Source organism: Marivita sp. GX14005 (assembly GCF_023370775.1).
Classification (GTDB): domain Bacteria; phylum Pseudomonadota; class Alphaproteobacteria; order Rhodobacterales; family Rhodobacteraceae; genus Marivita.
The window spans coordinates 213,722-226,040 of record NZ_JAMCCQ010000004.1 but is presented as its reverse complement, the minus strand read 5'-3'; the positions used below and the strand labels follow the sequence as shown (position 1 = coordinate 226,040).

Genomic DNA, 12,319 nt, shown 5'->3' with positions numbered 1-12,319 from the left:
GCTATCCTGCATGGCATGACCGGGGCCAGTTTTCAGTATCGGCTGCCCGCGCGCCTGCTGCATTGGGGCATGGCGCTTTTGGTGCTTGCGACGATCCCGGCCGGATTCGTGATGATACAGGACGGCATCGGCCGCCCGCTTCAGAACGCGCTCTTCCTCTTTCACAAGAATGTCGGCGTGTTGCTTCTGCTGCTGGTCCTGATCCGCGCCGCCTACCGATTGCGCCATCCACCCGCCCCGCTGCCCGCAAATATTCCCGGCTGGCAGCGCATGGCCGCAAGCCTGTCTCACGTCGCGCTCTACGCGCTGCTGATCCTCATGCCGATCGCGGGCTATATCCGCGTGAAGGCCGGCGGGTTTCCGATCGAAAGCCTCGACGCGCTCGGCCTGCCGCCGCTCGTGCCGCGCTCCGATCCGCTGGCGGAGACCGCGAAGACGCTGCATTACTACGGCGGCATCGCCATCGCCGCGCTGCTCGCTGTGCATATCGGTGCCGCCGCGCAGCACGGGCTGCTGCGCCGCGACGGCGTCTTTTCGCGCATGTGGCCCCCCTTCGGCGCCCGAACGCGCTGATTCTGTTGCATCGCGCCGGGTTTGCCATAGCTGCTGGCGCATCCGTTCCGCAAAAAAGGCCGCCTGCCCGAAATGACGCTTGCCGAAACGCTCCAGCCACGCGCCATTGCCCGTCCGCGCCACGCGGCGCGGCTGGGCTTTCTGGCGCTGACCGCCGCAATCGCGCTCGCGCTCACGCTGGCTTTCGCCGCGTCCGTGACAGCCTGGAGCCTGCCCGCGCTGGCCGCGCTGGCGCTCGTCGGCTTGGCCGCGCTCTGGATCTCTGGCGGCGCGGCGACGGCGCTTGTCGGGCTGCTCGCGCCGCCCGCCGCGCGCGAAACGCCCCCCGCCGCATGGCGCCCCCAAGGCCGGGCGGCGATCCTCGTCACGCTCTGCAACGAGCCGCCCGAGCCGCTGGCGGCATGGCTTCCCCGGCTTGGCGAACGCCTCCGCGCCGCCGGGCTGGGCGCGCGAACGCATATCTTCGTCCTGTCGGACACGTCCGGCCCGCATGTCGCCGCCGAAGAGGCCGCCTTCGCCCCGCTTGCGGGCGATGGGCTGACCTATCGCAGGCGGGCGCGCAACGCCGGGCGCAAGCCGGGCAATATCGCCGATTGGCTGGCCGAGCACGGCGATGCGTTCCGCTACATGCTCGTGCTCGACGCCGACAGCCGCATGTCGGCGCGGCGCATCCGGCAGATGATCTGGACGATGGAACAGCGCCCCGCGCTCGGGCTTTTGCAAGCCGGAATCGCGCTCCGGCCGGGGCAAAGCCGTCTCGGGCGGCACCAGCGCCTCTCCGCGCGGCTGATGGGGCGCAATTTCGGGCGCGGGTTCGCCGCGTGGTCGGGCCGGAGCGGCAATTACTGGGGGCATAACGCGCTGCTGCGCACCGCCGCCTTCCGCAGCGCCGCCGATCTACCGAAGCTCTCCGGCCCTGCCCCCTTTGGCGGCGCGCCGCTCAGTCATGATTTCATCGAAGCCGCGTGGATACGCCGCGCCGGGTGGGATGTCAGGCTCGATCCCGACCCGGCGGGCAGCGCCGAGGACGCGCCGCAAACGCTCGCCGCCTTTCACAAGCGCGACCGGCGCTGGTGTCAGGGCAACCTTCAACATCTGCGCCTCATCGCCGAGCCGGGTCTGCATCCGCTCAGCCGTCTGCACCTCGCCTCCGGCATCCTCGGCTATCTCGCCGCGCCGGTCTGGCTGGCGCTGGTGGCGCTGATGGCCAGCGGCGCGGTGCAGACGGCGAGCCTCTGGCCGCTGGCGCTGGTCGCGTTTGTTCTGCTTCTGCCCAAGTTCTGCGCGCTGGCCTTCTGGCTGCCGCGCGCGCGGACATGGCGGCGCAGGGTGCGCGTGATGCGGGCGGCGGCGGGCGAATTGGCGTTGTCGAGCGTGATCGCGCCGCTGGTGATGCTGCGGCAGGCCGGTGCGGTGGCAGCGGTCTGCCTTGGGCGCGATTGCGGCTGGAAACGCGCAAGCGCCCCGCGCCGGGCGCTGCCGCGCGGCTTGCCCGAGGCGGCGGCAGGCGGCGCGCTTCTGGCGCTCGCCGCCTTCGGTTCCGGCGGCGCGGCGGCGCTCTGGACGCTGCCCTTGGCCGTGCCGCTTTGCGCCGCGCCCTGGCTGATCGGCGCGCTGGACGCGCCTGCGTGATGCGGCGGCGCGGGTTCCTGGCCGGTGCGGCAGCGCTCGCCGCCCTGCCCCGCACTGCGCGCGCCGAAACGCCCACGCTGCTGCAAGAGGCGCGCGCGCTGGCCGCCGCGCCCTACGCGCAAGCCTCCGCCCCGCTGCCGCCGCCCTTTGCCGGGCTGAGCTACAACGCCTATCGCGGCATCCGCCCGATCCCCGGCCGCGCCGCGATGCTGCCGCATGGCGCGCGCTTTGCCGTCGATCTGCTGCCGCCGGGGCTCTACTTCCCCGATCCCGTCATCATCGAACGCGATACCGGCAACGGCCCCGTCACCACCGCGTTCGATCCGGCGCTTTTCGCCTTCGATCCGCGCTATTTCAACGCTGTGCCTCGAACCGCCCCCGGCGCGGGGTTTTCCGGGCTGCGCCTGCGCCATGCGCTGAACGCCCCGGAGCGGATGGACGAGGTGCTGGTGATGCAGGGCGCAAGCTATTTCCGCGCCATCGGACAGGCAATGACCTACGGGCTATCGGCCCGCGCCGTCGCGCTTGGCACCGGCGGGGCGAAGCCCGAGGAATTTCCCCGCTTCACCCGCCTCCGCCTGCACCCGCCCGAGGGCGACCGCCTGCGGATCGAGGCGGTGATCGACAGCGCGTCGCTCGCCGGGCATCTCGACATGGTGCTGCACCCCGGCGCGAACACGGTCTGTGACGTCACCGTAACGATCCTGCCGCGCCGCGAGATCGCCGATATCGGCATCGCGCCGCTGACCTCGATGTATCTGCGCGGCCCGCTGCGCGCCTCGGTGAGCGATGATTTCCGCCCCCGCGTGCATGACAGCGACGTGCTGATGATCCGCAACGGCGCGGGCGAGACGCTCTGGCGGCCGATCGGCAATCCGGCGCGGCTGCAACAGTCGGCCTTCGTCGATGACGGCCCGTCGGGTTTCGGCCTGCTCCAGAGCGCACGGCGCTTTGCCGATTACGAGGATCCCGAAGCGCTCTACCACGCCCGCCCGAACGCCATCGTGCGGCCCAAGGGCGACTGGGGGCACGGCGCGGTGATGCTGGTGGAGATCCCGACGGGCGATGAATTCATGGACAATATCGTTGCCTTCTGGCGTCCTGACGCGCCGCTCTCCGCTGGCGGCGAATACCGCTTCGCCTATGAGCTGACCTTCACGCTGGAGGTGCCAGAGACAGGGCCGCACCCGATCCTGCAAACCCGCAGCGGGCGCGAGCATCATCGCCCCGGAACGCGCCGCTACGTGATCGACTATGCCGGCGCGGCGCAGGACATGCGGCCCGAGATCTCGGCCACGGACGCGCGGATCACCGGCGCGAGCCTCTTCGCCCTGCCCGAGGGGCGCGGCACGCGGCTCAGTTTCCTGCTGACCCCCGATGGCGCAGAGAGCACCGAGCTGCGCGCGCAGCTACGGGGCGATGATGGCACGCCCGTTAGCCCCGTCTGGCTGCACCGCTGGACGCGGGCGCGCGATGGCGGCGTCTAGCCCGGCAATTCGACGACCGCCGCAAGGGGCCGGTGATCGGAGGCGATGCGGATGCCCGTCCCGTCCAGCACGCGCGTCTCGCGCACCCGCGCGCCGCCCGCGCCCAGCACCCGGTCGAGCGGCAGGACCGGCCAGCGCACCGGGAAGGTGGCCCGCGCCGGGCCGCTGAACGCCTGCCCCGTCACCGCGCGCGAAAAGGCCAGCCCGCCCCAGGGCCGCCATTCGTTGAGATCGCCGCACAGCACCAACGGGCGCGCCGCACAACGGAAAAGATACTGCCCCAGCGTGCGCGTCTGCGCCGCCCGAAGCCATTGCGCCAGCGACAGATGCGTGCCGATCACCCGCACCGGCGCGCCCGCCTTGCGAAGATCGGCCACCACCGCGCCGCGATGGCAATGGCCCGGCATGTCCACCAGCGCCATGCGCTCCATCTCCAGCCCCGGCGCGGCCAGCATCACCGTGCCGAGAAACCCGTGGCTTTCGCCGCCCCAGCGCCCATCCGCGCCATGCAGATGCCGCAGGCCCGTTTGCGCCTCGATGCGCCCGAGATCGAGCAGGCCGCGATGCGGGGGTTGTTCCTCGTCGGCTTCCTGCAGGATCAGCAGATCGGTGCCGGGCCTCAGCACCTCGCGGATAAGCACATCCGCCGTGCGCGCCGGATCGATCCGCCCGTCCTCGCCCCGCCCGCGATGAATGTTCCAGCTTATGCAGGACAGTTCGATCATTCCCGCCAAGCTAACGCATGGCCCGGCGCAGGCAACCGGCCCGCGCTTGCCTTTCGGCGCGCCGGGTGATCTGAGCAAGACGAGGGAGGACGCAACGCATGACGATGCCCCAGATCGAGACCGGCCCGAACGCGCTGCGCGGGATCGCGCTGATGTGCGCGGGCGCGTCCTTTCTGGCGATCAACGATGCCTTCGCCAAATACCTGACCGACGATTATTCCCCGGTGCAGATCCTCTTCCTGCGAAACCTCATCGCCATGCCCTTCGCCGCCGCAATGGCGGTTCGGCTCGGCGGGCGCGGCGCGCTCAGAACGCGCAGGCCCGGCATCCATTTCGCGCGCGGCGCGCTCTGGCTGCTGGCGGCGGTCCTCTTTTTCACCGGGCTGAAATTCCTTGGCCTCGCCGAAGCCACGGTTCTGGTCTTCGCCGCCCCCGTCATCATCACCGCGATCTCCGCGCTCTTTCTGCGCGAACGGGTCGGCCCGCGCCGATGGGCGGCGGTGCTGATCGGGCTGATGGGCGTCATCGTCGTCGTGCGCCCCGGCACCGGCACGTTCCAGCCCGCTTCGCTCTTTCCGGTGGCAACGGCGGTTCTCTACGCGATCCTGATGATCTCAGCGCGCTGGATTCCGAGGGAGGAAAGCGTCTGGACGACGATGTTCTTCCAGACCGCCACCGCGGGCGTGCTTGCCGGGATCGCGAGTGTGTGGATCTGGGTGCCTGTCGCGCCCGGCGATCTGTGGCTCTTCATCGGCATCGCCGCCGCCGGCACGCTCGGCATCACGCTCATCACCGAGGCGTTCCGCTTTTCCGAAGCGGTGGTCGTCGCGCCTTTCGATTATACCGCGCTGATCTGGGCCACGTTGCTGGGCTATCTGGTCTGGAACGAGGTGCCCGACGCGCTGACATGGGTCGGCGCTGCGATCATCATCGGCAGCGGCATCTACATCATCTGGCGCGAAAGCCGGGTGCGGTAGCCCGACAGTCAGGGGAGCAGTTCTCGCATGGCTCGCAAAGACCGATCCTCAACCAGTGCCGCGCCCGTCGATGTGGCCGTGCTCGGCGCGGGGATCGTGGGGATCTGCGCGGCGCTGTCGCTGGCCGAACGGGGCATGCGCGTGCGGCTGGTGGATCGGGGCGATCCGGCGCAGGCCACCTCTTTCGGCAATGCAGGGGTGATCTCTCCGGGTTCGATCCTGCCCAACTCCATGCCGGGGCTGTGGAAGAAGGTGCCGGGCTGGCTCATCGATCCGCTGGGGCCGGTGTCGGTGCGCCCCGGCCATCTGCCGCGCCTTGCCGGCTGGGGGCTGCGCTTTCTGGCCGCCGGGCGCGAAAGCCGCGTGCGCGCCATCTCGGCGGCAATGGAGCATCTTACGCGCGACGGCATCACCCTCTACCGCCAGCATCTCGCCGGCACGGGGCATGAGGGGCTGATCCGGGACGCCAGTTTCATCCACGCCTTCCGGCGCGCGCGCGATGCGCGGATGGACGGGCTCGACACCGCCCTGCCCCGCGCCGCCGGGGCCGATATCGAACGGATCGACGGCGCGGCCCTGCGCGCGATGGAGCCCGCGCTCTCGCCCGAGTTCGAAGCGGCCATCGTCCTGCATGGGCAGGCGCGCACGCTCTCGCCGGGGCGGCTCGGTCAGGTGCTGGCGAAAAAGTTCCTCCGCATGGGCGGCGAGATCGAACGCGGCACGGTGCGCAGCATCCGCCCGCAAGAGGAAGGCGGCTGGGCCTATCTCACGGAAAGCGGCCCACATGCCGCGCCGCAGCTCGTTCTGGCGATGGGCGTCTGGTCCGCCGCGCTTTTGCGCCCGCTCGGCATCCGCCTGCCGCTTGAGGCCGAACACGGCTATCACGTCAGCTTCACCGATCCGGGGGTGACACTGCACAACTCGGTCATGGATATGGACATGAAATTCGTCGCCTCCTCGATGGCAGAGGGGCTGCGCGTCGCCGGCACGGCGGAGTTCGCCGGGCTCGATGCGCCGGTCAACGACAAACGCCTTGCCGGTCTGGTCACGCTGGCCGGCAGGCTGGCGCCGGGGCTGAACCGGCAGGCATATTCCACATGGTCCGGCCAGCGGCCCAGCCTGCCTGACAGCCTGCCCTGTCTCGGTAGGTTCGATGGGTTTCCCGGACTCACCGCCGCCTTCGGGCATAGCCATCACGGGTTGATGATGGCCCCGAAGACCGGGCGGATCGTCGCCGATCTGGTCACCGGGCAGCCCGTGAATGTCGATCTTGCGCCCTATCGCCCGAGCCGGTTCCGATGAGCGCCGCCCGCGTCTTGGAACGGCCCGCCCGCTGCCACGTTGGACGATGAGACGGCAACCTCAAGGCGCAGGACAGCGATGGACAGTCACACCTCAACCGGCATGGGCGCGGCGCGCATCTGCGTGCTGTTCAATGCCGGATCGGGCAAGCAGGGCGACGACGAAGCGCGCGCCATCCGCGAGGCGATGGACGACACCGGCCTTGCCGCCGAGATCCGTGTGATCGAGAAAGGATCGCAGATCGCCCCGGAGACCAGGCGTGCCTTGCGGGGCGGGTTCGAGATGATCGTCGCGGCGGGCGGGGATGGCACGATTTCCGCCGTCGCCGGGGTGTTGCGCGGGCAAGGCACGCCGCTCGGCATCCTGCCGCTCGGCACGTTCAACTATTTCGCCCGCTCGCTCGACATTCCAACGGAGATTCCCGGCGCGGTGCGGCTTCTGGCCGATGGCGTCCGCCGCCCGGTGCGCGTCGGCACGATCAATGACCGGGTGTTTCTCAACAATGCCAGCCTCGGCGCCTACCCGGCGATCCTCAAGACGCGCGAGGACACCTATGCGCGGTGGGGGCGCAGCCGGCTCGCGGCCTATTGGTCGGTGCTGCTCACCCTGATGCGCCTGCGCCGCCCGATGCGGCTTCGCATCACCGCCGACGGCACGCGCCACGACATCCGCACACCGCTCGTCTTTGCCCTGAACAACGCCTTCCAGCTCGACCGGATCGGCCTGCAAGGCGCGCAGGAGATCGCATCCGGGCGGCTCGCGCTTTTCGCGGCGCCCGATCACGGGCGCTGGGGCATCATCCGCGATGCGCTCGAACTGGCGATGGGGCGCGCGCAGCGCGAGGTCGACTTCAAAATGATCGCGGCGCGGCACATCACCATCGAAACGCAAGGCCGGGTGCATGACGTCGCCGGGGACGGCGAACGCACGCGGATGCAGCCGCCCTTCGATCTGAAGGTCGTGGAGGATGCCCTTCAGGTCATCGTGCCGCATGACCGTCAGGGGGATACGCGATGAGACGACTTGTGCACCTGTCCGATCTGCATTTCGGCCGCGCCCGGCCCGAATTGCTGGCCCCGCTCGTCTCGCGCGTCAACGCGCTGGCGCCCGATCTGGTGGCGATTTCCGGCGATCTGACGCAGCGTGCGCGCCGCTCGCAATTCGCCGAAGCGCGCGATTTCCTCGCCCGGATCGAGGCGCCGCAGCTTGCCGTGCCCGGCAATCACGACGTGCCGCTGGAAAACCTCGCCGCGCGGCTGCTCTGGCCCTTTCGGCAATACAAGCGCGCGATCGGGCGCGATCTGAACCCGCAATTCGCCGATGACGAGATCGTCGTTCAGGGGGTCAACACCGTCAATCCGCTGGCGCATCAATCGGGCAAGTTCGGCGCGGCGGCGCTGGCGCGCGTCAAGCTGGCCTTTGCCGGGGCGGATGACGAACGCACGCGGATCGTCGTGGCCCATCACCCGCTGGAGCATGGGCCGAACGATAGCAAGAAGCCGATGCGGGGCGCCGAGCGCGCGATGACCGAGCTGGCGCTGCTGGAAACCGATGCGATCCTCTCGGGCCATCTGCACAGCTGGCGCGCGGAGCCTTTCGCGGAAAAGGCGGGCCGGCTGGCGGTGTTGCAGGTGCATGCCGGAACGGGGCTTTCCACCCGCCAGCGGGGGGAGCCCAACGATTTCAACCTTCTAGAGATCGAACGCGGCACGATCCGGGTCACGCGTTATGCCGCGACCGAGGATGGCACCGATTTCACCGCCATCGACGCGCGAACCTTCCGCGCCGATGCCTCCGGTTGGTCGGAGCATGCCGAGTGAGCCTCACGCCCCCATCCGCCGGGCAAGCCGCTGTTCGATCTGGACCATCCCGTCATAGATCAGCACCGCGAACAGCCCGACAATCAGCCCGCCTTGCAGCACATAGGCGGTGTTGTTGGTCAAAAGCCCCGCGATGATGACCTCTCCCAGCGTGCGCGCCGCGACGGTCGAGCCGATGGTTGCCGTGCCGAGCGCGATCACCACCGAAAGGCGGATGCCGGTCAGCGTCACTGGCAGGGCAAGCGGAAGCTCCACCCGCAACAGCCGTTGCCAGCGGCTCAGCCCGATGCCGCGCGCCGCTTCGGTGACGGCAGGCGGCAGGGTCGAGAGGCCGGTGAGCGCGTTCTCGAAGATCGGCAGCAGCCCGTAGAGAAAGAGCGCGACCAGCGTCGGCCCCGCCCCGAAGCCAAGCGCCGGCACAGCGAGCGCCAGAACCGCGACGGGCGGGAAGGTCTGGCCGATATTGGCGATGGTGCGCGAGAGCGGGCGAAAGGCGGCCCCCGCCGGGCGCGTAACGAAGATCGCCAGCCCCACGGCAACGATGGTGGCCACCAGCGACGCGGCGGCGACAAGCCCCAGATGGCTGAGCGAGAGCGACAGCAGCGAGGCGCGCTCGTAGATCACCGGCCCGCCCTCGGGCGCGAGCGGCGCGAAGACCGGCTCGAACCAACCGGGGCGCAGCACGAGCGCCAGCAGCAGCGCGATCAGCGCCGGGCGCAGAACCCGCCCCACGCTCACCGATGCGCCTCCGCCCGCGCGCGGATCGCGGCGAGCGTGGCGCATCCCACAGCGCTGCCATCCTGCACCACCGGCACTGCCTCGCGCCCCGTCCAGAGACAGGCCGAAAGCGCATCGCGCAGGCTGGCATCGGCGGGCAGCGCCTCGCCCTCCGCCGCGCCGTCCTCGACGATCTCCGACAGCGGAATGAGCGACAGGAGCCGCAGCGGGCGTTCCACATTGCCCACCATGTCGGCCACGAACTCCGTCGCCGGGTTGGCGATGATCTCGGCCGGGCTGGCATGTTGCACCAGCCTGCCCGCATCCATCACCGCCACGCGGTCGCCAAGGCGGATCGCCTCTTCCATGTCATGCGTGACCAGCATGATCGTCGATCCCAGCCGCCTCTGGATGCGCCGCAAATCTTCCTGCGCGCGCGTGCGGATGATCGGATCGAGCGCGCCGAAAGGCTCGTCCATCAGCAGAAGATCGGGCCGCGAGGCCAGCGCCCGCGCCACGCCGACGCGCTGCGCCTGCCCGCCAGACAATTCCGCCGGATAGCGGCCGCGGAACTGATCCGGCTCCATCGAAAAGAGATCGAGCAATTCATCGACGCGCTCGCGTATCTTGTCCTTCGGCCAATCCAGAAGCTCCGGCACCGCAGCGATGTTGCGCGCGACCGTGTGATGGGGGAAAAGCCCATGCCCCTGAATGGCGTAGCCGATCCGCCGGCGCAGGATATGCGGCTTTACATCGGCCGTGGAATCGCCGTTAATCCGCACCTCGCCGGAGCTTGGCTCCTCCAGCCGGTTTATCATGCGCAAGAGCGTCGTCTTGCCTGACCCGGACGTGCCGACGATGACGGTGATCGTCCCGGTCTCGGCCGTCATGGAAACGGAATCGACGGCCTTTTCCCCGTTATAAACCTTGGTGATGCTGTCGATCTCGATCATCGGCTATCCCTTGGTGTGCGGCGTGTCAGATCGACGAGGATATCCATCGCGATGGCCGCCGACAGCGCCAGCGCGACGGTCGGCAAGGCGCCGAGCAGGATCAGATCGGTCGCCGTCTGGTTCAGCCCCTGAAAGACGAAGGTGCCAAAGCCGCCGCCCCCGATCAGCCCGGCGATCACCGCCAGCCCGATATTCTGCACCAGCACGATCCGCAGACCCGTCAGGATGACAGGCAGACCCAGCGGAAGCTCGACCCGGATGAGGCGCTGCCCGGCGGTCATGCCCATCCCCCGCGCCGCCTCCAGCGCGGCGGGCGGCGTGGCGGCAAGCCCGGCCACGGTGTTCCCGACCACCGGCAGAAGCGAATAGAGCACCAGCGCCAGAAAGGCCGGGGCAAAGCCGATCCCGGCGATCCCGATGGCCTGCGCGCCCGGAACGGCATCGCCGACCCAGCCGAGAAGCGGGATCATCAGCCCGAACATCGCCAGCGAGGGGATCGTCTGCAGAAAGCTCAGAACCGGCAGGACCGTGCCGCGCAGCTCCGGGCGGCGATGGCACAGGACGCCCAGGGGAAAGCCGATCAGCGCCGCCGCGGCAAGCGAGCCGAAGGCGAGGCCCAGATGGCGGACCGCCTCGCGCATGAACGCATCGCGGCGCGCGGCATGTTCCTGCATGACCGACAGGTCCGACAAAGCGCCCGACCCGAGGATGAGCGCCAGCGCGCCGCCCACCGCAAGAAGCAGCACGCCGCGCATCGCCGCGCCGGGGGACATTTGCGCCAGCGCATCGGCCATCAGCAGCATCAGCACCACCAGAAGGCACCAGAACCCCGCCGCCGGGGAGACGCGCGCATACTCCCCTGCCCCGTCCAGCAAACCGGGCGCCCCCTGCACCAGCAGCCAGAGCAGCCCCGCAAGTCCCAGCATCGCGCCGATGAGCCGGAGCCACGCGGGGCGCAGCGGCAAGCCGAGCGCGAGCCCGGCGATCACCGCCAAAGCCCCGGCCCGGCCATCGAGCGACCAGACCATGACCCCCTCGCCCGCGACGATCCGGTTCGCCGCCAGCGTCATGAACGGCACGAGAAGCGCCCCGCAACCGAGCAGCGCGAAAAGCACGCCCGGCGCCGATAGACCGGCCCCGGCGCGCGCCCAACCTGTCACGGATGCCGTATCCGCGATCAGTCCAGAACCCCGGCTTGCGTCAGGTAATCGCGCGCCACCGCTTCGGCCGGCTCACCGCCCACCTGGATGCGCCCGTTGAGCTTTTGCAGCGTCGCCATATCGAGATTGCCGAAGATCGGGTTCAGCACATCGGGGATCGAGGGGTATTGCTCAAGAACCTCGGCGCGGACGATGGGGGCCGGCTCATAGACCGGCTGCACGCCCTTGTCGTCCTCCATCACGACGAGGCCGGTGGCCCCGACACCGCCATCGGTGCCATAGACCATCGCGGCATTCACGCCCGACGTGCCACGCGCCGCCGCCTGGATCGTCGCGGCGGTGTCGCCGCCCGAAAGGATCACCGTCTGATCGGGTGACAATTCGAAGCCGTAGGTTTCCTGCATCGCGGGAAGCACCGCTGGCGAGGAGACGAATTCCGTCGAGGCCGCCAGTGTCACATCGCCCCCACCCGCGATCCAGGCACCGAAATCGGACATCGTGGAAAGGCCGTTCTCCTCCGCCACCGGGCCGGTCACGGCGATCGCCCAGGTGTTGTTGGCCGGCGCGGATTTGAGCCACGCCACGTTGTTCTGCTCGAAATCGAGTTCGGCCGCGCGGGCATGTGCCGCTTCGGCGTCCTTCCAGGTGTCGCTGTCGGCCTCGTTGAAGAAGAAGGCGGCGTTGCCGGTATATTCGGGGTAAATGTCGATCTGCCCGGACAGCAGCGCTTCGCGGACGACCTGCGTGCCGCCCAGTTGCAAGCGCCGCTCCACCGGCAGGCCGGCATCCTCGAGCGCCAGCGCGATGATATTGCCGAGCAAACCGCCTTCGGTGTCGATCTTGGAGGATACGGTTATCTCGGCAGAGGCCGCCGAAGACAGGAAAGAGCCGAGACCGAGGGCCAATGCGGCAAGGGGAATACGAAATGTCATAGCGGATCAAGCTCCTTGAATGGCCGGGGCGGCTTTGCTTC

General features: G+C 69.3%; 12 protein-coding genes. 7 read left to right on the top strand and 5 right to left on the bottom strand.

Features of this window, described 5'->3' with window-relative positions; genetic code table 11:
- Positions 1 to 15 precede the first annotated feature (15 nt).
- From M3465_RS13120 to M3465_RS13110, 3 genes are all read left to right on the top strand, one after another.
- Positions 16 to 573 (top strand): cytochrome b, encoded by a 558-nt coding sequence (locus M3465_RS13120; protein ID WP_249502216.1) that lies wholly within the window; start codon positions 16 to 18, stop codon positions 571 to 573.
- A 72-nt stretch (positions 574 to 645) separates the two neighbouring features.
- Positions 646 to 2,205: a glucans biosynthesis glucosyltransferase MdoH gene (gene mdoH, locus M3465_RS13115; RefSeq protein WP_249502215.1), complete on the top strand. Its 1,560-nt coding sequence runs from the start codon at positions 646 to 648 to the stop codon at positions 2,203 to 2,205.
- Positions 2,205 to 3,692, top strand: coding sequence for an OpgD/OpgG family glucan biosynthesis protein (locus M3465_RS13110; RefSeq protein WP_249502214.1), 1,488 nt, complete (start codon positions 2,205 to 2,207; stop codon positions 3,690 to 3,692). Before mdoH ends, M3465_RS13110 begins: the two co-directional genes overlap by 1 nt.
- Here the strand turns inward: M3465_RS13110 and M3465_RS13105 are convergent.
- Positions 3,689 to 4,417: an endonuclease/exonuclease/phosphatase family protein gene (locus M3465_RS13105; RefSeq protein ID WP_249502213.1), complete on the bottom strand. Its 729-nt coding sequence runs from the start codon at positions 4,415 to 4,417 to the stop codon at positions 3,689 to 3,691. The two genes, M3465_RS13110 and M3465_RS13105, sit on opposite strands and share 4 nt — an antisense overlap.
- A gap of 98 nt (positions 4,418 to 4,515) precedes the next feature.
- Between M3465_RS13105 and M3465_RS13100 the strand changes: the two genes are divergently transcribed.
- The 4 genes from M3465_RS13100 to M3465_RS13085 all read left to right on the top strand — a co-directional run bounded on the left by M3465_RS13100 (position 4,516) and on the right by M3465_RS13085 (position 8,516).
- Positions 4,516 to 5,394: a DMT family transporter gene (locus tag M3465_RS13100; protein ID WP_249502212.1), complete on the top strand. Its 879-nt coding sequence runs from the start codon at positions 4,516 to 4,518 to the stop codon at positions 5,392 to 5,394.
- A gap of 27 nt (positions 5,395 to 5,421) precedes the next feature.
- Positions 5,422 to 6,696: an NAD(P)/FAD-dependent oxidoreductase gene (locus M3465_RS13095; protein ID WP_249502211.1), complete on the top strand. Its 1,275-nt coding sequence runs from the start codon at positions 5,422 to 5,424 to the stop codon at positions 6,694 to 6,696.
- Between the two features lie 78 nt (positions 6,697 to 6,774).
- On the top strand, positions 6,775 to 7,713 hold the full coding sequence (locus M3465_RS13090; protein ID WP_249502210.1) for a diacylglycerol/lipid kinase family protein: 939 nt from the start codon (positions 6,775 to 6,777) through the stop codon (positions 7,711 to 7,713).
- Positions 7,710 to 8,516: a metallophosphoesterase family protein gene (locus M3465_RS13085; protein WP_249502209.1), complete on the top strand. Its 807-nt coding sequence runs from the start codon at positions 7,710 to 7,712 to the stop codon at positions 8,514 to 8,516. Before M3465_RS13090 ends, M3465_RS13085 begins: the two co-directional genes overlap by 4 nt.
- 3 nt (positions 8,517 to 8,519) lie before the next feature.
- Here M3465_RS13085 and M3465_RS13080 read toward each other — a convergent pair whose 3' ends face one another.
- Genes M3465_RS13080 through osmF form a run of 4 tightly spaced genes read right to left on the bottom strand, consistent with a single transcriptional unit; the run spans position 8,520 to position 12,278 of the window.
- The gene (locus M3465_RS13080; RefSeq protein WP_249502208.1) at positions 8,520 to 9,254 is read right to left on the bottom strand and encodes an ABC transporter permease; all 735 of its coding nucleotides are present in this window, start codon (positions 9,252 to 9,254) and stop codon (positions 8,520 to 8,522) included.
- Complete coding sequence (locus M3465_RS13075) at positions 9,251 to 10,186, bottom strand: ABC transporter ATP-binding protein (RefSeq protein WP_249502207.1); 936 nt, start codon at positions 10,184 to 10,186, stop codon at positions 9,251 to 9,253. The genes M3465_RS13080 and M3465_RS13075 overlap by 4 nt, the downstream gene beginning before the upstream one ends.
- A complete protein-coding gene (locus M3465_RS13070; protein ID WP_249502206.1) occupies positions 10,183 to 11,346 on the bottom strand; it encodes an ABC transporter permease in 1,164 nt (387 codons plus the stop codon). Before M3465_RS13070 ends, M3465_RS13075 begins: the two co-directional genes overlap by 4 nt.
- Before the next feature lie 17 nt (positions 11,347 to 11,363).
- Complete coding sequence (gene osmF, locus M3465_RS13065; protein ID WP_249502205.1) at positions 11,364 to 12,278, bottom strand: glycine betaine ABC transporter substrate-binding protein OsmF; 915 nt, start codon at positions 12,276 to 12,278, stop codon at positions 11,364 to 11,366.
- Positions 12,279 to 12,319 lie beyond the last annotated feature (41 nt).

Coding starts and splice junctions, on each gene's coding strand:
- M3465_RS13090 (WP_249502210.1), top strand. CDS start 6,775: ATGGACAGTCACACCTCAACCGGCATGGGCGCGGCGCGCATCTGCGTG.
- M3465_RS13100 (WP_249502212.1), top strand. CDS start 4,516: ATGACGATGCCCCAGATCGAGACCGGCCCGAACGCGCTGCGCGGGATC.
- M3465_RS13085 (WP_249502209.1), top strand. CDS start 7,710: ATGAGACGACTTGTGCACCTGTCCGATCTGCATTTCGGCCGCGCCCGG.
- M3465_RS13110 (WP_249502214.1), top strand. CDS start 2,205: ATGCGGCGGCGCGGGTTCCTGGCCGGTGCGGCAGCGCTCGCCGCCCTG.
- osmF (WP_249502205.1), bottom strand. CDS start 12,278: ATGACATTTCGTATTCCCCTTGCCGCATTGGCCCTCGGTCTCGGCTCT.
- M3465_RS13120 (WP_249502216.1), top strand. CDS start 16: ATGACCGGGGCCAGTTTTCAGTATCGGCTGCCCGCGCGCCTGCTGCAT.
- M3465_RS13095 (WP_249502211.1), top strand. CDS start 5,422: ATGGCTCGCAAAGACCGATCCTCAACCAGTGCCGCGCCCGTCGATGTG.
- mdoH (WP_249502215.1), top strand. CDS start 646: ATGACGCTTGCCGAAACGCTCCAGCCACGCGCCATTGCCCGTCCGCGC.
- M3465_RS13105 (WP_249502213.1), bottom strand. CDS start 4,417: ATGATCGAACTGTCCTGCATAAGCTGGAACATTCATCGCGGGCGGGGC.
- M3465_RS13075 (WP_249502207.1), bottom strand. CDS start 10,186: ATGATCGAGATCGACAGCATCACCAAGGTTTATAACGGGGAAAAGGCC.